The sequence below is a fragment of the Pseudoalteromonas sp. APC 3495 genome (assembly GCF_030407645.1).
GTDB classification, from domain to species: Bacteria; Pseudomonadota; Gammaproteobacteria; order Enterobacterales; family Alteromonadaceae; genus Pseudoalteromonas; species Pseudoalteromonas tetraodonis.
This window is the reverse complement of the sequence record NZ_JASDDA010000009.1, coordinates 1-20622: the sequence shown is the minus strand read 5'-3', so window position 1 is coordinate 20622 and position 20622 is coordinate 1. Positions and strand designations below refer to the sequence as shown.

Here is a 20622-nt window from a genome sequence, read left to right as displayed (position 1 = left end):
GCGTAAAGTTGGTCATTTCTCGAACCTCGAACCCGGAGGCTTTATCCTGCGCAAGATTTTCTTCTCTGTGTAGCGTGCAGCGCCTCGGTGCACTCTGTGGTGAAAAAAATTAAAACATCATTTACCACAGAGGTCACAGAGTCCACAGAGGAAGAGATTAAAGGCAAAGGTTTTAGGCAGAGATTAAGCCAAGCACAGTGCTTGGCTTAAACGGCGGGGCTTTACGCCGCGCACATGTAGCAGCGGATTTATTCCGCGTCTTTTTTAAAGGTCAAAGCGAAAGGTAAAGAGCTACGGGCAACGGGTCTCGAGCAAAACACCTAACTTCTAAATAAAAAAACCTTGCGATGTTAACCGCAAGGTTTTTTTATTTTCTCGAACCTCGAGCTTATCTCATGGTAACAAACTCTTCCGAACCCGTCGGGTGAAGTGCTACAACCGCATCAAAATCGGCTTTAGTCGCGCCCATTTTCATGGCGACAGCAAAGCCCTGAATCATTTCATCAACGGTGAAACCGATACCGTGTAAGCCCACAACTTTTTCATCATCGCCTGCACACACAAGCATCATGTTACATGCTTGGCGATGCTGAGTAACTGCGGTGTACATAGCCGCAAAGCTTGATTTATATACTTTTACATTTTCTTCGCCGTACTGAGAAATCGCCTCTTGTTCAGTTAAGCCAATGGTGCCGATAGGTGGATGGCTAAATACCACGGTTGGTACTAGGCTGTAGTCCATTTTTAAATCGTTCGGCAATTCTTTATTAAATAAACGCTCCGATAGAGTACGACCCGCTTTTACAGCAACTGGTGTAAGCTCAATGCCGCCTTCGATAATATCACCCACAGCGTATACATTCTTAGCCGTGGTATTTTGGTATTCATCTACTTTTACATAGCCGCTTTCGTTTACTTCAACGCCTGCTGCAGCAAGGTTAATTTTATCGGTTGTAGGTGTACGACCAATCGCCCAAATAACCTGATCAACATTTTCGCTGTAACCGTTTTCAAAATGAATAGTTAAGCTGCCATCAGCCTCTTTTACCACCTCTTTTGGCGAACACTCAGTGTGCAGAGTAGGGCCTTCTTTTGCCATAATATCAACCAGTGTGTCGATAATGTATGGGTCAAAGGTGCGCAGCGGCTTGCTCTTACGAACAAATAAATGGGTTTGTGTCCCTAGGCTGTGCAGCACACCTGCAATTTCTACGGCAATGTAACCGGCACCAACAACGGCAACACGCTTAGGTTGTTCGTTCAGCTCAAAAAAGCCGTTTGAATCAATACCGTGTTCAGCACCTGGAATGTTAGGAATAGTAGGGCGTCCGCCTACGGCAACTAAAATGTGATCAGCAGTGTAATGCTCACCATTTACTTCAACGGTTTTACTATCCACAAATTTTGCAAAGCCTTTGATCACAGTTACGCCATTTTTAGCTAAACCATTATCATAGCCTTTGTGAATGCGGCCAATATAGGCTTCACGGCTTTCTACTAGCTTTGACCAGTCAAAGCCATTAACTTCAACATCAAAACCGTAATCAGGAGCATAAAGATTAATTGCTTCAGCAACTTGAGCGCCATGCCACATTACTTTTTTAGGAACACACCCTACATTTACGCAGGTGCCACCCATGTGTTTAGCTTCAATTAATGCTACTTTTGCGCCACGCATTGCTGCACGGTTAGCTGATGCAATACCACCACTACCGCCACCAATTGCAATGTAATCAAAATGCTGAGCCATGTTTAATCCTCTAAATATTAATTTAACTTTTCTGTGCCGATGATAGCATATGCGATGAGCAAGTCACTTGTTCGGGGCTGCTAAAATCTATCAAACATCTTTCATCAAACGAAAGATATGCTATTTCAGATCAAGCTGCTAGGTGATCATTTACAGATACACACTCGTTAACTAGTAAAGCAGGTTTGCCCTTGTATTTACGTATTTTGCCCCAACTTAAATTTTTATATTTTGCATAAACCGAGAATCACTATGACCAATGCACATACTAATCCCCTAATCGGGCTTGAAGGTTTACCGCCTTTTTCAAAAATAAAGCCAGAGCATGTTGTCCCGGCACTAAAAAAAGGTATTGAGCACTGTCGCAGTGCAATTAATGATGTATTAGCAAAGCAATCATACACATGGGAAGGTTTAGTATTACCCCTTGAAGAAGCTGACGATAAACTATCGCGATTGTTTTCACCGGTATCGCATTTGAACTCAGTAATGAACAATGATGAACTTCGCGAAGCCTACGAGCAATGTTTACCGCTTATTTCTGAATACTCTACTTTTGTTGGTCAGCACCAAGGTTTGTATGAGGCTTACAACGCACTTTATAACAGTGACGAATTTAAAACACTCACTACTGCCCAGCAAAAAACCATTACTAACGCATTACGTGACTTTAAGCTTTCAGGTATTGCGTTAAATCCTGAGCAACAAAAACGCTACGGTGAAATTAGTGCGCGTTTATCAGAGCTTGCCTCAAAATTTGGTAATAATGTGATGGATGCCACGCTTGCATGGCATAAGCATATTACCGATGAAAGCCAATTGGCTGGTTTACCAGAATCAGCGCTTGCATTAGCGGCCGATACGGCAAAAAGTAAAGACTTAGACGGCTGGGTATTTACCCTAGATTTCCCTTCATATTTGCCGATTATGACCTATGCAGATAATCGTGAACTTCGCAAAGAAACATACACCGCGTTTTCTACCCGTGCATCCGATCAAGGCCCTAATGCGGGAGAGTTTGATAACTCTGCGATCATGAGTGAAGAGATGGCACTGCGTCATGAGTTAGCACAATTACTTGGCTTTAATAACTACGCTGAAAAATCGTTGGCTACAAAAATGGCAGAATCACCCGCGCAGGTATTCTCATTTTTAGAAGACTTAGCCACTAAGTCTAAACCACAAGCAGAGCAAGAACTTAAAGAGCTGCAACAATATGCAGAGCAACAGCACGGTATTAGTGAACTGCAGGCGTGGGATTTTGGTTATTACAGTGAAAAACTAAAGCAAGAAAAGTACGCGATTTCAGATGAAGTTCTTCGCCCGTACTTCCCAGCAAATAAAGTGCTCAGTGGCTTATTTGAAACGGTTAATCGCCTATTTGGTATTACTGTAAAAGAAGTCGCTGATTTTGATAGCTACCATAAAGATGTACGCTTTTTTGAAATTTACGATAGCAATAACACTTTACGTGGTCGTTTTTACTTAGATTTGTATGCGCGCGATCACAAGCGTGGTGGTGCGTGGATGGATGACTGTATGGGTCGTAAAGTGCGCGCTAATGGTGAACTTCAAACACCAGTTGCTTACCTGGTGTGTAATTTTAATAAAGCGATTGGCGATAAGCCTGCTTTGTTTACCCATAATGAAGTAACCACACTGTTTCATGAGTTTGGTCACGGCATTCATCATATGCTTACCCAAGTAGATGCAGCCCCCGTTGCCGGTATTAATGGTGTGGCATGGGATGCCGTTGAGTTGCCAAGTCAGTTTTTAGAAAACTGGTGTTACGAGGAAGAAGCGCTTAGCTTTATCTCAGGTCACTTCGAAACCGGTGAGCCACTACCTAAAGAGTTGCTTGACAAACTACTTGCGGCTAAAAATTATAACTCAGGTATGCAAATGTTAAGACAACTTGAGTTCTCGTTATTTGATTTTAAAATCCACCACGATTACGTGGCAGACAAACCATGTAACATTCAAGCTGTGCTTGATGATGTACGCAGTCGTACCTCAGTCATTAAGCCGCCAGCGTTTAATCGTTTTCAGCATGGCTTTAGTCATATTTTTGCGGGCGGTTATAGTGCAGGTTATTACTCGTACAAATGGGCTGAAGTACTTTCGGCAGACGCCTATTCTAAATTTGAAGAAGAGGGGATTTTTAATCCACAAACAGGCCAAGCGTTTATGCAGCACATTCTTGAAAAAGGCGGCAGCGAAGAGCCGATGACATTGTTTAAAAACTTCCGTGGTCGTGAGCCAAGTGTAGACGCACTACTACGCCACAGTGGCATTGCCGCTTAGGGTCTATTGACCTTTGCGGATTAAAATATAATTACAAAAGCGCCCCAGTGGCGCTTTTTTATTGCCTAAAACACAGTGTTGTTAAAGAATATTTTGAATAAATTTTAGTAGTTTCAACATAGCGTACTATGCTTTGAACAAAGTACTAAAAGGGACTAACGCATGGCAAAGTTAATACTGGCAATTGATGACGATAAATTAATGCACCATATTATTGAAGAGTCTTTAGCTGGGTTTTGTAAAGTGATCCATGCCAAAAATGGTGAAGATGGCATAAGACAAGCAAATAAATACAACCCTGATATTATTTTGCTTGATGTTGAAATGCCGGGTATGTCTGGTTATGAGGTCTGCCAAAGTATTAAACAAAATAAAGCCACAACAGACATTCCGGTAATGTTTTTATCATCCAAAGTGGGGCAGGCCGAACGTATTAAAGGGTTTAGTGTTGGCGGGGCTGACTACATTTTAAAGCCTTTTAACGCACAGGAGCTGATGGCACGCATTAAAATTCTTTACCAGTACCGCAAGCAATGCGCAGCACTGCAGTATGATATAGCAAAGGCCAATAAAACAGCTGAAATGGCGATGATTGAAACCGGTGACATGGGACGCATTATGCGCTTTGTTTGTCAAAGCTACCATGCTGATAATTTAGAACTATTAAGTGAATACTTTTTAGGCTTTTTTACGCCATTACATCTCAATGTCGTGGTTGTTTTTTGGCAAAATAACCAGGGAGTGTTTTATAGCCAAGAGACGGGCGTATGCCCATTAGAGCAAGAGCTACTCATGCAGCATAAAAATGCAGAGCGCTTTGTTGATATTGGTCATAGTACTATTATTAATTACCCTAATATTTCACTGTTAATTAAAAATATGCCAATAGATACGCCATCACTGTATGGTCGCTATAAAGATTTATTTCCGCATATTTTAGAAGTAACTAACGAAAAAGTAGTTACTATACAGCAGCACCAATATCGACTAATGCGCGACAATGAGCTCACCCTTGCTTTTAAAGATATTGTTGCCCAGCTTAAAAATCAAAACGCCATGCAAACGAATGCGATTAGCCAGCTTACAGAGCAGCTCGAGCAACTCCAATCGTTAATGCAAACACAAAATGACTTACCAGCTTCGCAGCTCAATGAGCAAATAACTCAGCTTAGCCATACATCACAGCAGCTGGTTGCAATCACGAATGATTTAGCGTTTATTAAGCACCAACTAAAAACAACTACTCAACAGCGTGATGACTTAATTACTCAAACACAACTAAGTAAACAACAAGCGCAGCCAGAATCTGAGAGTGAAAATAACGATATTGAGTTGTTTTAAACTATACACCTTGCGAACTTCGTATATTGCTGCTGTTTGGGTATAATAGCGGTGAAATTTATCATCGGAGTGTGAAGTGGTTATACAGTGTGCGTTTAAAGAGTGTCGACCTTATTTAAATGAGTTAGAAGCACGCTTTGGGCTTGCTCAATGGGCGGAGCAAAGCAGTGGCTTTAGTTTGCATTACGATGATAAAGGGCTAAGCCTATATAAAACTGATGAGCCTAAACTAGGTGCAATCAACGTAGACTTTGTAACTGGTGCCGTTGCACATAGGCGTAAATTTGGTGGTGGTAAAGGGCAATCAATTGCTAAAGCAGTTGGTCTTAATAAGGGCGCAACGCCAGTGGTACTCGATGCAACCGCAGGGCTTGGACGTGATGGTTTTGTTTTAGCTTCGCTAGGCTGTAAAGTGATTTTGCATGAGCGCCACCCCGTGGTTGCCGCACTGTTATATGACGGTTTACAACGTGCTTATAACGATAGTGAAATTGGCCTATGGATGCAGCAAAATATGAGCTTAATATTTGGCTCAAGCCACACCTTACTTACTCAATGTGACAGCATGCCAGATGTGGTGTATTTAGATCCAATGTTTCCGCACCGTGAAAAATCAGCATTGGTTAAAAAAGAAATGCGCGTATTCCAAGAATTAGTAGGTGGCGATACCGACGCCGATGATTTACTCGAGTTTGCCTACCCCCTTGCCAGCAAACGTGTTGTAGTTAAACGCCCCGATTATGCGCCATTTTTAAATGATAAAACTCCAAGCATGCAAATCAAAACTAAAAAGAACCGCTTTGATGTATATGTAAAAGCCGCGATGGTTTAGGTTAAAGGTTAACGGGCTAAGAGCGACGGGCTTCGAGCCTAAAACGTGTGCGAGGTAAACTAAGGTTGATGGGGTGGCGCACACTATTTTGTAGGCGGGGCTTTATGCCGCGTATAGGGTAAAGGCTCCGAGGGTGTAATTAATGTTGTGTAACTGCCAATTATAATTTGCTTTATCAAGAGTTGAAGGGTTAGGTGATGAATAAATAAATGACGAATTGCTTTTTAATTAATACCAAACACAATCCTGCCGAACCCCGAACCCCGAACTGATCTTTTAGATCTCGACTATTGAATATAGGATCTCAGCGCGTTTTCATGCTAGAATTTGCGCAATTTTTTTGTACTCGATAAGTAGCACTGTAATGATCTTAGATGATATTCGCATCGTTTTAGTAAACACATCACACTCTGGTAACATTGGTTCAGCGGCGCGCGCCATGAAAACCATGGGATTATCAAAGTTATACCTTGTTGATCCAGCCTGTGAAATAGACAGCCATGCAAGTGCACTCGCTGCTGGTGCGACTGATGTGCTAGGCAATGCCGTTATTGTTGATAGTGTTGCAGATGCGATTGCTGATTGTGCATTAACGATTGGTACTAGCGCCCGCTCGCGTACATTGTCGTGGCCTATGGTAGAGCCGAGAGAATGTGGTGAAAAGCTTGTTGGCGAAGCCGTAAACGGCCCTGTAGCGCTTGTGTTTGGCCGTGAAAACAGTGGCTTAACTAATGAAGAATTACAACTGTGTAATTACCATGTGTGTATTCCTGCTAACCCAGAATACAGCTCACTTAATTTAGCCATGGCTGTGCAAACCTTATGTTATGAAACGCGTATGGCGTTTTTAAATCAGCAACCTAAGGCTGTTCAAGAAGAAGACGACACCCTATATCCATCGTCTAAACAAACAGAACTGTTTTACGAACATCTTGAAGACACTTTGTTTAAAACAGGCTTCATCATTAAGCAGCACCCAGGCATGGTAATGACTAAGCTACGTCGCTTGTTTAATCGTGCTCGCCCTGAAGATGCTGAAATGAACATATTACGAGGTATTCTTACCTCAATTAATAAGTCTATAAAATAGCAATTAGTTATAAATAGCGCTCTTTATTGCTCTACTAATACTTGACTAAATTACTCAGGTAATTACAATAGACCCAATACTTGACCAAAACAGTCGGGTATTACAAGTTTATCGGCTGGCATTCGAGGCTAGCCAATCAGGATAATACTTGACTAATCTACTCTGGTAATTAAAATTTGCACTCTTTTGTGCGGGGGGCGTTATGAAGTTAACATCAAAAGGCAGATACGCCGTTACAGCCATGCTGGATGTTGCACTACATGCAAATATAGGCCCTGTAGCGCTTGCAGATATTTCGCAGCGCCAAGAAATTTCTTTGTCTTATCTTGAGCAATTATTTGCCCGTTTACGTAAAAATGGGCTAGTGAGTTCTGTTCGAGGTCCTGGTGGGGGCTATTTACTAGGACGTGAGGCTGACGTAATTTCAGTTGGCGATGTTATCAATGCGGTAGATGAATCTGTTGACGCTACACGGTGTCAGCGAAGCAATACTGGTTGTCAAAGTGGTATGCGTTGTTTAACCCATACATTGTGGTCAGACTTAAGCGCACGAATTGAAGAATTTTTAAATAATATTACCTTAGCTGAACTGGTCGAAAAGTCGGACGTTAAAGCGGTCGCTCTTCGCCAAGAAAACAGCGTTAATGATGCAATTAAGCAGTTGGAAAATATTCAAGTAAGCTGTCAACTTTAAGGTTGACCTGCAGCGGAGAGAGAAATGAAGTTACCGATTTATTTAGATTACGCAGCAACTACGCCTGTTGACGAACGAGTTGCCAAAGAAATGATGCAGTGCCTGACTATGGACGGTAATTTTGGTAATCCAGCATCGCGTTCACACCGTTTTGGTTGGCAAGCTGAAGAAGTCGTTGACCAAGCACGTACTGACATTGCTGATTTAATTAATGCAGACCCACGTGAAATTGTATTCACATCGGGTGCAACAGAATCAAATAACCTTGCTATTAAAGGTGCAGCTCAGTTTTACAAGAAAAAAGGTAAGCATGTTATTACCGCTAAAACTGAACACAAAGCGGTTATCGACACATGTCGTGAACTTGAGCGTCAAGGGTTTGAAGTAACCTACATGGACGTTGAAGAAAACGGCCTACTTGATCTGCAAAAATTAGCTGACACCATGCGTGACGACACCGTGCTTGTAAGTATCATGCATGTAAATAACGAGCTAGGTGTAATCCAAGACATCAATACTATTGGTGAAATGTGTCGCGAACGTAAAATTATGTTCCACGTAGATGCAGCACAAAGTGCGGGTAAAGTTTTAATTGACGTGCAACAAACCAAAGTAGATTTTATGTCATTCTCGGCGCACAAAGTATACGGCCCTAAAGGCGTAGGTGCTTTGTATGTTCGTCGTAAACCACGTGCACGTTTAGAAGCACAAATGCACGGTGGCGGCCATGAACGTGGCATGCGTTCTGGTACATTAGCAACCCATCAATTAGTGGGTATGGGCGCAGCATTTAGAATTGCAAAACAAGATTTTGAAAAAGATCACGCACACATCAGTGCGTTGCGTAAACGCCTAATCGACGGCATTTTAACGGATATGGACGAAGTGTACTTTAACGGCACGCAAGACCAATCAGTACCTGGTATTGTCAACATTAGCTTTAACTTTGTTGAAGGTGAGTCGTTATTAATGGCTGTTAAAGATATTGCGGTATCGTCAGGTTCAGCCTGTACATCTGCAAGCTTAGAGCCTTCTTACGTATTACGTGCATTAGGTCGCAACGACGAGCTAGCGCACAGCTCGATTCGTTTTAGTATTGGCCGTTTTACCACCGAAGAAGAGATTGATTACACCGTTGAGCTAATGAAAAACTCGATTGGCCGTTTACGTGAAATGTCTCCTCTTTGGGAAATGCACCAAGAAGGTGTTGATTTAGATTCAGTTGAATGGGCGCACCACTAATTAGTGGAGCCCATACCTAGCAGGTAGTGAGGATAGAATTATGGCTTACAGTGATAAAGTAATCGACCACGTAGAAAACCCACGTAACGTAGGTGCTCTAGACAAAAATGATCCGTCAGTGGCAACGGGTATGGTAGGCGCACCAGCATGTGGTGACGTAATGAAATTGCAAATTAAAGTATCGGCGGAAGGCGTTATTGAAGATGCAAAATTCAAAACGTACGGCTGTGGTAGCGCAATTGCTTCATCTTCGCTGGTAACAGAGTGGGTTAAAGGCAAAACATTAGACGAAGCTGCGACTATCAAAAATACCGATATCAGCGCAGAGCTAGAATTACCACCAGTGAAAATTCACTGCTCAATTTTAGCCGAAGATGCAATTCAAGCAGCAATTGCAGATTACAAAAGCAAACATACAAACTAAGAGATATTCATGGCAGTGACATTGACAGATGCGGCAGCAAACCGCGTACAATCATTTTTAGCAAACCGTGGTAAAGGCATTGGCCTGCGAGTTGGCATTAAAACGACGGGCTGTTCAGGTCTTGCTTATGTTCTAGAGTTTGTTGATGAGCTAAACGATGACGATGAAACATTTGCGGCCAAAGGCGTTACCTTAATTGTTGACGCTAAAAGCTTAGTTTATATCGACGGCACTGAGCTCGACTACACTAAAGAAGGTTTAAATGAAGGGTTTAAATTTAATAACCCTAACCAAGCTGATGAGTGTGGCTGTGGCGAAAGCTTTACCGTTTAAGCTCAAACTTGTTTTAAGATATAAATAAGCCCTGCCAGTTAATGTAGGGCTTTGTCATTTGTGAGAAGTTATGCGTTATTTTGAGTTATTTGCAATACCGGTTGACTACAATATTGACTTAGCAATGATCAACAAGCACTACTTAGAACTTCAACGTGCTGTACACCCTGATCGTCATGCTAATGCCAGCAGTCGTGATAAATTAATGGCCGTACAAAGTACCGCTGAAATTAACGACGCATTACAAACACTTAAGCATCCGGTTAAACGTGCTGAATATATGTTGAGTGAGCTGGGCGTTGATATTCGCGCTGAGCAGCAAACATTGCAAGATCCCATGTTCTTGATGCAACAAATGGAACTGCGCGAAGAGCTTGAAGAACTTCCCTCTGCAAGTGATCCAGATATCGCTATTGCTAATTTTGAGTCGCAAATAAAGCAATTAAAAGCCCAGTATAGCAACGAATTGGCTGAGCAACTTGCAAGCAACGATGAGCAACAATATCAACACGCTGCTGACAACATTCGCAAATTAAAATTTGTATATAAGTTACAAGACGAACTTGAACGCATTGAAGACAGTTTATTTGACGATTAATTACTTGCTGCAAAGCGAGCAACACGAGTTTAAAGAGCATTATGGCATTATTGCAAATTGCTGAGCCGGGGCAGAGCGCGGCACCACATGAACACAAATTAGCCATTGGAATTGATTTAGGCACTACAAATTCATTAGTGGCAACCGTACAAAGCGGCGAAGCACGCACTATTACTGATGAGTCAGGCGAAGCGATGTTACCCTCAGTGGTTCGTTATCAAGCTGGCGGCATTACCGTGGGTAATGATGCAATGCAAGCGGCTACACTCGATCCGGTTAATACGCTTATTTCAGTGAAGCGCTTTTTAGGTAAAACGCAAACCGAAATAGAACAAAGCTATGGCCAACTGCCTTATCAGTTTTGCGATGATGATGGTGCATTGGCTATCGAAACGGCTGCGGGAAAAATCAGCCCAGTTAAAGCCTCAAGTCATATTTTAAATGCTTTAAAAGTACGCGCTGAGCAAAGCTTTGGTAATCAAGATATTTTAGGGGCAGTGATTACGGTACCAGCTTATTTTGATGATGCACAGCGTCAAAGCACCAAAGATGCGGCTGAGCTTGCCGGTGTTAATGTACTGCGCTTACTAAACGAGCCTACTGCCGCTGCCGTTGCTTACGGTTTAGATTCAGGGCAAGAAGGTATTATCGCCGTTTATGATTTAGGGGGCGGTACTTTTGATATCTCTATTCTGCGTCTTAATAAAGGCGTGTTTGAAGTGCTGGCCACCGGTGGCGATTCTAGCCTAGGCGGCGACGACTTTGACTCATTATTAGTTGATTACCTAAAACAAGAAACCGGCGTGACAAGCTTATCTCCTTCGGTATTACGCTTATTCATTAATAAAGCCAAAGCCTGTAAAGAAGCACTCAGCCAATACGAAAAAGTGAATGTTGGCCTTGAGTTTGACGATGAAAAATACATGGTTGAAGTAACGCGAGAAAAATTTAATGAGCTCGCTATGCCACTGGTTAAAAAAACGCTCCGCTCATGTCGTCGTGCAGTAAAAGATGCCGGTATTGAAAATCAAGAAGTATTACAAGTTGTAATGGTTGGTGGTTCAACCCGTATGCCATTAGTGCGTACTCAAGTCGGTGAATTTTTTGATAAACAGCCACTCACTTCAATTGACCCTGATCGCGTTGTTGCACTGGGTGCTGCATTACAAGCTGACGTATTAATTGGTAACAAGCCAGATTCCGACATGTTATTACTTGATGTGTTACCGTTGTCGTTAGGCCTTGAAACAATGGGTGGCTTGGTTGAAAAAATCATTCCACGCAATACTACGATTCCGGTTGCACGTGCGCAAGAATTTACTACGTTTAAAGATGGTCAAACGGCCATGTCGTTGCATGTATTACAAGGTGAACGTGAACTGGTTGACGATTGTCGATCGCTGGCAAAGTTCAGCTTAAAAGGTATTCCTCCTATGGCGGCGGGGGCGGCGCATATTCGCGTTACCTTTAAAGTAGACGCTGATGGTTTACTAAGCGTATCAGCCATGGAAAAATCAACGGGTGTCCAAGCAGAAATACAAGTAAAACCGTCGTTTGGTTTGTCTGACGACCAAGTTGCTAATATGCTTAAAGAGTCGATGAGTAACGCTAAAGGCGATATGCAAGCGCGTATGCTCAAAGAGCAACAAGTTGAAGCGCTTCGTGTAATAGAAGCGATGGAAGCCTCATTAGCTGCTGATGGCGATTTACTTGAGCCTGAGCAATTAGCGACGCTAAAAGTGGAAATAAGCGAACTTGCGAAAGTACGCGAGAGTGCGCAAGAGCCAAGCGAAATTAAAGCGGCCATTGAAAAAATGGATAATGCGAGCAGTGATTTTGCCGCGCGCAGAATGGACGCGTCAATTAAAAAAGCCTTAACGGGTCAGTCAGTAGACAATATATAAGAGAGATTAGAATGCCACAAATTGTTTTTCTTCCCCATCCGGAGTTGTGTCCTGACGGTGCAGCAATAGAAGCGCCCGCTGGCGAAACGGTACTTGATATCGCGCTTAAAAATGGCATTAGCATTCCTCATGCCTGTGAAAAATCATGTGCATGTACAACGTGTCATTTAGTGATCCGTGAAGGTTTTGACTCATTAGATGAAAGTGATGATCTAGAAGATGACATGCTAGATAAAGCATGGGGTTTAGAGCCTGAATCGCGCTTAGGTTGCCAAGCAATTATCAGAGATGAAGACTTAGTGGTTGAAATACCTAAGTACAATCTCAATATCGTTAATGAAGAACACTAGTTTTTAATTAATGACTATCATATTAAAAGCCGCTGTTTGATACAGCGGCTTTTTTGTTTTAGGCGAAGATTTATGCCGCGCAGACAAATCTTTTGTAGACGTAGAGCTTTCTCAAGTTAGCCTTGCAGCGGCTCATTATTTGATTTTTTAGTGATTTATTCACCACAGAGATCACAGAGAAAGTGAGCAAAGGCAAAGGTTTAGTGTTATTTACCTTAACCCCTCGGTGTAGCGCGAAGCGCCTTTGTATTCTCTGTGGTGTAAATATTTTGTAGGCGGGGCTTTACGCCGAGCAGAAGTAGCAGCGGGTTTACCCCGCGTCTTTTTAAAGTTAAAGGCGAAAGGCAAAAGGTTACGAGCGGCGGTCTGCGAGACGCGGGTAAATTAAAATAACCTGTAGGCGGGGCTTTACGCCGCGCAAATGTGGTTAAAGGTAATAAAATTATGCACAAAGAGGTTAAGAGACGCTGCGCTTTTAGAGGAAGTGACAAAACAATTAATCACTCAGGCTAATGGTTAGTGCTTTCTCATTTTCTTCTCATTCACTTCTCTTTGTGCATATGCTTTTTAAAGCGGTTTTATTCCGCGTTTGTTAGTAATTTTATTTACCACAGAGATTACAGAGTGCGTAGAGGAAGTGAATAAATACAAAGCTTGAAGGTAAAGGGTTACGGGTTACGGGCTGCGAGACGCGGGTAAGCCAAAAGCTCTATAAGTGCGCGAGGTAAACTCCCGCCTAAAAGGTGGCGAACATTGTTTTGTAGGCGAGGGCTTAACGCGCAAATGTACACATTTAAAATAAAAAACCTTGTAGCGTTAACCACAAGGCTTTTTAATTTATCGAAGCCCGAAGCCCGAAGCCCGAAGCCCGAAGCCCGAAGCCCGAAGCTCGAGGCCAAAAAACCAAAACCCATTTTGGAGGTATATTTTGAGTGATCTTATTTTTTCAGACTCGTTTATTAACGGTGAATTTTATCAAACCAACTCACGTTTTAGCGTTGATGATCCGGCCACCGAACAAAGTATTGTTGATGTAAGTGATATTGACGAGCAAGGCGTAAAAAATGCCATAACAGCAGCACAAGGCGCTTTTGTAAAATTAAAAGCCACCAATGCGACCGAGCGAAGCGAAACCTTGATGCGTTGGTATGATCTAGTGATCAAGCACAAACAAACCCTTGCTACACTTATGACTAAAGAGCAGGGAAAACCGCTTAAAGAATCTCTTGGTGAAATAGATTATGGGGCTGGCTTTATTAAATGGTTTGCAGAGGAAGCTAAACGCAGCTACGGTGATGTTATCCCCGCCACCGATAACAGTCATCGTTTAACTAGCTTCAAGCAACCTATTGGCGTGGTAGCAGGTATTACGCCATGGAACTTTCCTGTTGCTATGGTGACTCGAAAAGTCGCGCCGGCTTATGCCGCGGGCTGTAGTTTTATACTCAAGCCTTCTGAGCACACACCATTATGTGCTATCGCTTTAGCTTATTTAGCTGATCAGGCTGGCTTTGTTAAAGGTGCATTTAATGTGCTTGTGTCACAAGATGCCAAAAAGGTTGGCAAAATGCTGACAGACTCAGAGGTGGTACGTAAGTTTACTTTTACTGGCTCTACCGGTGTAGGTAAGCAGTTACTCTCTCAATGTGCATCTACAATAAAGCGTACTTCAATGGAATTGGGGGGAAATGCCCCGTTTATAATATTTGATAATGCTGATATTGACGATGCGATTGATGGATTGATGGCGGCCAAATTTAGAAACTCAGGACAAGCTTGTGTTGCAGCAAATCGTATTTTTATTCAGCGTAATATATTAAATGACGTGCTTGAAAAAATTACACCCAAAGTCGCTGCGCTCAAAGTTGCGAACGGTTTTGATGAAAATGCCGACATAGGGCCGCTTATTTACCCCAAAGCAAAAGAGAAAGTGCAACAACTGATTAAAGACGCTCTTGATAAAGGCGCTACGCTAATTGGAGATAACAGCAATTTAGGTGGCAGTTTTCAAAACCCATTAATAGTCACCAATGTCACTACACAAATGGATATTTATCACGAAGAAGTGTTTGGTCCTGTATTAACGGTGATCCCATTTGATGAAGAAAGCGAAGTACTTGCGCTTGCTAATGACGTCCCTTATGGGTTAGCTGCGTACTTTTATAGCCAAAACATTAAACAAATCTATCGTATAAGCGAAGGGCTAGAGTTTGGCATGGTAGGTGTAAATGAGGGAGTTATATCAAACCCAGTTGCGCCGTTTGGTGGTGTAAAGCAATCAGGTCTTGGTCGTGAAGGCGGGCATCAGGGTTTAGATGAGTACTTAGAAGAAAAATACGTATGTATTAAGGTGTAATGATTAAGACTGTTCCGATGAGTTAATGGTTGTAAGATAAAACTCGGTTAAATGTTGCTAGATAATGGGCTAAATGTTACCTTTTTAATATATATTTTTCGTAACAAAATAGTAAAAAAATTTCTATAAGTAGAAATACCCCCGTGTGTAAATGCCACCATTTGGTGGCATTTTTTTTAGCCACTTTTGTGGCGAACCTTATCGCTTCGGTCTAAAATTACTCTATAAGCAGTGATTGGTGTTTAAACTTTGTATATAAGCTTAAAATAAAGTAATAACTATTCTCGTTTGTTTTTGTGAGTTTTTGTAACCTCATGTTTTTAAATGTATATTTTTACTAAACTGAGGTGTAATATGAAGTTTCAGGCTCTTTTGAACTGTTAGAATATAGTAATAATGTATAATTGTGTTTTATACATTTATAAATTAACATCCCGCAAATTCACCCATTAAAAAATAATGAAGCACCCACTATGAGTAGAAGAAATCAAGCAACGGTAGACCAGGAAGTTTCGTTTGGCATTGACGAAGAATTAGTTTCTACAACAGATTTACGAGGGGTTATCACCTATGCAAATGATAGCTTTTGTAAAGTTTCAGGGTATACCATCAATGAGTTAAAAGGGAAAAATCATAATATGGTTCGTCACCCAGATATGCCACCTGCGGCATTTGGTGATATGTGGTCTAATTTAAAAAGCGATACCGCATGGCGAGGAGCTGTAAAAAATAGATGTAAAGATGGGCGTTATTACTGGGTTGATGCATTTGTTACCCCTATTTACGAAAACGGTAAAAAAGTAGGTTATCAATCAGTTCGTCAACAACTCCTTCCAGAATATAAACACCGCGCAGAAAAGCTTTACCAACGTTTAAACAACGGTCAATCAATTACGCCTTTAAGTGAAAAATTAGCTGCATTTAAATTGCCTCTATTTATTGGGTGTGCCGCTTTAATTGCTTGGTTAACAAGTTACATGTTCTGGTTATGTTTGCTGTTTGTTCCTCTGCCTTTTGTTATTTTTTATGAAGAGTTAATTCGCTCGCAAAGCAAAATCAAAAAAACCAAAGCAGGCCCAGATAGCGTATCTCGGCATATTTATTCTGGTAGCGATAGCCTCAGCTATAGTGATTTTCAGATTAAATTACTTGAGGGTAAAGTAACGACCATTGTTGGGCGTATTATTGATGGCACTTTAAGCCTTAGCAAAGGAGCTGATTCGCTTAAAGTTTGTGCTGAAGCTGCGCAGGCTGGCGTTGAAAAAGAAGCGTCTGAATTACATCAGGTATCGTCTGCGGTCGAAGAAATGGTGCATTCAATTGACGAGGTGGCTAAAAATACCTTAGTTACTAATCAACGAGTGCAACAAGCTCACCAAGATTGTGAGTCAGCAACGCAAGCCATGTCAGGGACAATGCGAGAGGTGTCGTTACTTGCAACTGAAGTTGATAACTCAGCAAGCTCTGCGAGTGAGTTAGCAATAGAGGCTGAAAAAATTGGTGGAATAATGCAAGAGATACAAGGGATTGCCGATCAAACAAATTTACTTGCACTTAATGCCGCTATTGAGGCTGCGCGTGCTGGTGAACATGGCCGAGGTTTCTCGGTTGTTGCTGATGAGGTACGTGCACTCTCAAGCAGAACGCATACCGCCACAGAGCAAATTCAAGTCTCAATATCTGAAATGCAATCTACGCTACTCAACTGGTCAAAAACAATGGAAGCGGGTAAACACGCTGCTGAAACATGTGTTAAAGAAACCCGTAATAGCCAAGATATCGTCTCAAAAGTCTATGCAGCAATTACAGATATTTCCGATTTAGCAACGCAAATATCAACCGCTGCGGAAGAGCAAAGCATGGTATCGCAAGAAATTAGCCGCAATATTTCCAATATTAGTAGTGCGTCTTCAGAAAACTTAGCCCAAGCGCATTGTGTAGGGGCAGAGTCTGATGCGATTGAAAAGCACTCTAAAGCATTAGCGTCATTAGGTCTTTCTTTCAAAGTAGGTTAGTAAAGTGAGCAAGGATAGCAAGCAGTTAGATATAGGTACAGCCTATGATGTATCGTATTCTCAATGTGCAAATTTAAGTGCACAATTGAGAGTACTGCAGCACGAAATTAAAGCCGATTACTTATTTATTGCCTCTGTAAATGAAGATAAATTAGCCACTACGCAGTTGGTTTTACATAACGCAGAGGTCGTTGATAACTTTTCTTATTCGCTAGAAGGCTCGCCTTGTGAACAACTACCTTCAAAAAGTGCGTGTTTTATAACGGATGAATTACAACAACACTACCCTGAAAATCAGCTACTAAAAACTATAAATGCGCAAGCTTACATTGGCGTCTCTATAAGCAATGATGAAGGCCAATTAAGCGGCGTACTGGTTGGTCTTTATTTAAATAGTGATCCAACAATCGAACGCTACCTACCAAGGCTAATTAGCTTTGCGAGTTATACAGCAGTGTTCCTGCAAAAGTGTTTTTTAGAAGATAAATCAAGCTCACAGCAATCACTATTTAGTGCTGTTGAAGCTATGTCGAAGGTAGGCACGTGGGAATACAAAATCTCAACCGGCGAGCTAAATTATTCACCCGAGGTTTATAATATTTATGGCCTTGATAAGCGCAAACCGCTCACGACCACACAAGCGATTGCGCATTATGCTGGTGAAAAAGAGCAAGCGCGTATTCGTGATTTTTTTAATCGTTTGCAAACACATGGTCTTCCTTATTGTGAAGACTTTGAGTTTGTAGATGCTCATGGCAATAAAAAGTGGGTACGGACGAGTGGTCACCCTGTTTTTAATGATGATCATCAGGTTATTAAAGTGCATGGTGCTTTTGAAGATGTCACTTTAGAGTATGAATTAAAGGCCAAGGTTGATGATAAAAATAATCGCCTTGAAGCTATTTTAAATAACTTAAATGATGCAGTGATCACTATTAATCAGCAAGGCGTTATTGTTCACTGTAACTCAACCGCATTAACTATGTTTGGCTATAAGCAAAATGAAATGCTTGGCTTGTCGATTAACAACTTAATGCCTGAGCCTTATGCATCTAAGCATCACTCGTATATGCGAAATTATGAGCAAACAGGTGAGGCTAAAATTATTGGTGTTGGTAGGCAACTACCTGCAAGAAAAAAAGACGGCACTATTTTTCAAATAGAATTGTCACTTACCAAAGCAGTTAATGAGCAAAGCGTTGAATATATTGGTGTAGTTAGAGATATTAGTGAAAAACTCAAAGCGCAAGATACCATTTATAATTTAGCTTATTCAGATCCCATAACAGGATTAAAAAATAAGCGGTGGTTTGAGCGCGAATGCAGAAGTTTACTACAAAGTGCCAGCATTAATAATGGCTATATATATGCTGCATTATTAGATATGGATAAGTTAGCGCAATTTAACTTTAAGTACGGTATTGAGGCGGGCAACGAAGCACTCATTTTAACGGCTAAAAAACTATCAAATGCGGTACAGGGCGAGTACAAGCTATACAAAAGCGGAGTCGATTCTTTTTTAATTATAAGCGCCAATATAAGTAATGACTTATCCTACCTAGAGCAACAACAACCAAGTATAGACTCTAAAATATTAGCGCTAGATAACTTCTCACATAAGATCAGTGATCTTGATGTGGTACTAAGCGCCTCGTTGGGCAGTACAATTATTAATGCGAGTAGAGACTCCTATAGCTCTATGTTTGATAAGTTGGAATACGCACTAAAACAAGCCAAAAAGTTGTCTCCTTTTGGTTATTACTTTGCAGATTTAGATGCATTAAAACGTTACGAACGTACCAATAAAATTCGTTACTTACTAATAAATGTTGATAAAAGTGATGAATTAACACTGGTACTACAGCCACAATTTATTAATGAAAATACCTTTAATTCAGCCGAAGCATTATTACGTTGGGATTCTGAGGAATTAGGCGTAATAAGCCCTGGGGAATTTATACCCCTAGCAGAAGAGAGTGAAGCCATTATTAAAATTGGCGATTGGGTGGTTGATCAAGTATGTAAGTTGCTGCATGAAGTCAGCCGAGCAGGAAAAAACACCTGTATTGCCGTTAACATTAGCGCTAAACAAATTGTAGCCCCCGATTTTAAGGAAAAATTGCTCGCCAGTGTTCATAAGTGGCAAGTGTCACCACGTAACTTAGTGATTGAGCTGACCGAAACGACTTTAGTGTCAGACATCGAACTAGTAAAAGAGACTATGCTTGAACTTAATAAAAAGGGCTTTAGGTTTTCAATTGATGACTTTGGAACGGGTTATTCAAGCCTGAGTTATTTGAAAGAGTTGCCAATTTCTGAGCTTAAAATAGATAAATACTTTGTCGATGGCATTATGGATACTGATGATAATTCAAGTAAAACTATTGTGAATATGATCATCGACATGGCCAGTGCTTTAGGTGTAAATAGCGTTGCTGAAGGCGTTGAAGAACCCGCGCAATTTAATTATTTAAAGCAGCGCGGTTGCAACTTATTTCAAGGCTATTTATTTTCAAAGCCACTGCCTATTGAACAGTGGAAAGAGTGCCTTTAATAAACGGCAACGGAGCGCGGGCAACGGGCAACGAGTTTCGGGGAACCACCGCGTTTTAATTGTTTTGTAGGCGGGGCTTTACGCCGCGCACATGTAACTTTTTTAAAGATTAAAGGCGAAAGGTTACGAGCGACGTGGCGCGGGTAAATTAAAATTTTTTGTAGACGTAGAGCTTGCTCACGTTAGCCGCAGGGCGGCTTATTGTTATATTTTTTAGTTATTTTATTTACCACAGAGGTAAAGAGAACACAGAGGAAGTGATTAGGTGCTAGGGAAGTGACTAGGGGTTAGGACTTATAGCCCGAAACCTGCTATCCGTAGCTCTTCTCTGTGTAGCGCGTAGCGCCTCGGTGTTCTCTGTGGTAAAAAATATTTTTGGCGGGGCTTTACGCCGCGCACATGTAACTTTTTTAAAGGTTAAAGGCGAAAGGTTACGAGCGACGTGGCGCGGGTAAATTAAAATATTTTGTAGACGTAGAGCTTGCTCACGGTAGCCGCAGGGCGGCTTATTGTTATATTTTTTAGTTATTTTATTTACCACAGAGGTAAAGAGAACACAGAGTAAGAGATTAAAGTGACTAGGTGCTAGGACTTATAGCCTGAAACCCGTTACCCGCAGCCGTGGCTTTTCTCGGTGTATCAAAATAAACTATAATTTGATTTTTAATAATGAAGTTATGAATTAACTTTAGATATTACTGAGGAAACTTAGAAAATAGTGGGGCGATTGACGGGGCTCGAACCCACGACAACCGGAATCACAATCCGGGGCTCTACCAACTGAGCTACAACCGCCACTACATACACCTTGTTTGGTGTGGCGCGCATAATACAT

Annotated in this window: 15 protein-coding genes and 1 tRNA gene; 14 read left to right on the top strand and 2 right to left on the bottom strand. The window is 41.5% G+C overall.

Annotation, left to right across the window (positions count from 1 at the left end; genetic code table 11):
- Positions 1-388: 388 nt before the first annotated feature.
- A complete protein-coding gene (gene gorA, locus QL984_RS05480) occupies positions 389-1750 on the bottom strand; it encodes a glutathione-disulfide reductase (RefSeq protein ID WP_016900274.1) in 1362 nt (453 codons plus the stop codon).
- Between the two features lie 252 nt (positions 1751-2002).
- Here gorA and prlC point away from each other — a divergent pair, with 252 nt between their 5' ends.
- From prlC to QL984_RS05410, 14 genes are all read left to right on the top strand, one after another.
- Complete coding sequence (prlC, locus tag QL984_RS05475) at positions 2003-4054, top strand: oligopeptidase A (protein WP_290172062.1); 2052 nt, start codon at positions 2003-2005, stop codon at positions 4052-4054.
- Positions 4055-4216: 162 nt separating this feature from the next.
- Positions 4217-5395: a response regulator gene (locus QL984_RS05470; protein WP_290172061.1), complete on the top strand. Its 1179-nt coding sequence runs from the start codon at positions 4217-4219 to the stop codon at positions 5393-5395.
- Positions 5396-5471: 76 nt separating this feature from the next.
- On the top strand, positions 5472-6227 hold the full coding sequence (locus tag QL984_RS05465) for a class I SAM-dependent methyltransferase (RefSeq protein ID WP_016900271.1): 756 nt from the start codon (positions 5472-5474) through the stop codon (positions 6225-6227).
- A 364-nt stretch (positions 6228-6591) separates the two neighbouring features.
- Positions 6592-7317, top strand: a complete 726-nt coding sequence (trmJ, locus tag QL984_RS05460; protein WP_013463999.1) for a tRNA (cytosine(32)/uridine(32)-2'-O)-methyltransferase TrmJ — start codon at positions 6592-6594, stop codon at positions 7315-7317.
- A gap of 202 nt (positions 7318-7519) precedes the next feature.
- Positions 7520-8011 (top strand): Fe-S cluster assembly transcriptional regulator IscR, encoded by a 492-nt coding sequence (iscR, locus tag QL984_RS05455; protein ID WP_008113921.1) that lies wholly within the window; start codon positions 7520-7522, stop codon positions 8009-8011.
- A 24-nt stretch (positions 8012-8035) separates the two neighbouring features.
- A complete protein-coding gene (locus tag QL984_RS05450; protein WP_008113922.1) occupies positions 8036-9253 on the top strand; it encodes an IscS subfamily cysteine desulfurase in 1218 nt (405 codons plus the stop codon).
- Positions 9254-9293: 40 nt separating this feature from the next.
- Positions 9294-9677 (top strand): Fe-S cluster assembly scaffold IscU, encoded by a 384-nt coding sequence (gene iscU / locus QL984_RS05445; protein ID WP_008113923.1) that lies wholly within the window; start codon positions 9294-9296, stop codon positions 9675-9677.
- Positions 9678-9686: 9 nt separating this feature from the next.
- The gene (gene iscA / locus QL984_RS05440) at positions 9687-10010 is read left to right on the top strand and encodes an iron-sulfur cluster assembly protein IscA (protein ID WP_008113924.1); all 324 of its coding nucleotides are present in this window, start codon (positions 9687-9689) and stop codon (positions 10008-10010) included.
- Positions 10011-10080: 70 nt separating this feature from the next.
- A complete protein-coding gene (gene hscB / locus QL984_RS05435; RefSeq protein WP_008113925.1) occupies positions 10081-10608 on the top strand; it encodes a co-chaperone HscB in 528 nt (175 codons plus the stop codon).
- 41 nt (positions 10609-10649) lie between these two features.
- On the top strand, positions 10650-12512 hold the full coding sequence (gene hscA, locus QL984_RS05430) for a Fe-S protein assembly chaperone HscA (protein WP_290172060.1): 1863 nt from the start codon (positions 10650-10652) through the stop codon (positions 12510-12512).
- Between the two features lie 11 nt (positions 12513-12523).
- On the top strand, positions 12524-12862 hold the full coding sequence (gene fdx, locus QL984_RS05425; RefSeq protein ID WP_008113929.1) for an ISC system 2Fe-2S type ferredoxin: 339 nt from the start codon (positions 12524-12526) through the stop codon (positions 12860-12862).
- Between the two features lie 928 nt (positions 12863-13790).
- Positions 13791-15218 (top strand): NAD-dependent succinate-semialdehyde dehydrogenase, encoded by a 1428-nt coding sequence (locus QL984_RS05420; RefSeq protein ID WP_273001582.1) that lies wholly within the window; start codon positions 13791-13793, stop codon positions 15216-15218.
- 473 nt (positions 15219-15691) lie between these two features.
- Entirely contained in the window at positions 15692-17233 is a 1542-nt protein-coding gene (locus tag QL984_RS05415) for a PAS domain-containing methyl-accepting chemotaxis protein (protein ID WP_273001581.1), read from the top strand.
- Between the two features lie 4 nt (positions 17234-17237).
- Positions 17238-19787 carry an EAL domain-containing protein gene (locus tag QL984_RS05410; RefSeq protein WP_290172058.1) on the top strand — a complete coding sequence of 850 codons (2550 nt, stop codon included), beginning with the start codon at positions 17238-17240 and terminating at the stop codon, positions 19785-19787.
- 719 nt (positions 19788-20506) lie between these two features.
- On the opposite strand, the gene QL984_RS05405 is transcribed toward QL984_RS05410, so the two are convergent.
- Positions 20507-20582, bottom strand: a tRNA-His gene (locus QL984_RS05405).
- Between the last annotated feature and the right edge of the window lie 40 nt (positions 20583-20622).

Excerpts from the sequence above, each read along its gene's own strand:
- QL984_RS05450 (WP_008113922.1), top strand. The coding sequence starts at position 8,036 with ATGAAGTTACCGATTTATTTAGATTACGCAGCAACTACGCCTGTTGAC.
- iscR (WP_008113921.1), top strand. The coding sequence starts at position 7,520 with ATGAAGTTAACATCAAAAGGCAGATACGCCGTTACAGCCATGCTGGAT.
- fdx (WP_008113929.1), top strand. The coding sequence starts at position 12,524 with ATGCCACAAATTGTTTTTCTTCCCCATCCGGAGTTGTGTCCTGACGGT.
- hscB (WP_008113925.1), top strand. The coding sequence starts at position 10,081 with ATGCGTTATTTTGAGTTATTTGCAATACCGGTTGACTACAATATTGAC.
- gorA (WP_016900274.1), bottom strand. The coding sequence starts at position 1,750 with ATGGCTCAGCATTTTGATTACATTGCAATTGGTGGCGGTAGTGGTGGT.
- trmJ (WP_013463999.1), top strand. The coding sequence starts at position 6,592 with ATGATCTTAGATGATATTCGCATCGTTTTAGTAAACACATCACACTCT.
- hscA (WP_290172060.1), top strand. The coding sequence starts at position 10,650 with ATGGCATTATTGCAAATTGCTGAGCCGGGGCAGAGCGCGGCACCACAT.
- iscA (WP_008113924.1), top strand. The coding sequence starts at position 9,687 with ATGGCAGTGACATTGACAGATGCGGCAGCAAACCGCGTACAATCATTT.
- QL984_RS05415 (WP_273001581.1), top strand. The coding sequence starts at position 15,692 with ATGAGTAGAAGAAATCAAGCAACGGTAGACCAGGAAGTTTCGTTTGGC.
- QL984_RS05470 (WP_290172061.1), top strand. The coding sequence starts at position 4,217 with ATGGCAAAGTTAATACTGGCAATTGATGACGATAAATTAATGCACCAT.
- iscU (WP_008113923.1), top strand. The coding sequence starts at position 9,294 with ATGGCTTACAGTGATAAAGTAATCGACCACGTAGAAAACCCACGTAAC.
- prlC (WP_290172062.1), top strand. The coding sequence starts at position 2,003 with ATGACCAATGCACATACTAATCCCCTAATCGGGCTTGAAGGTTTACCG.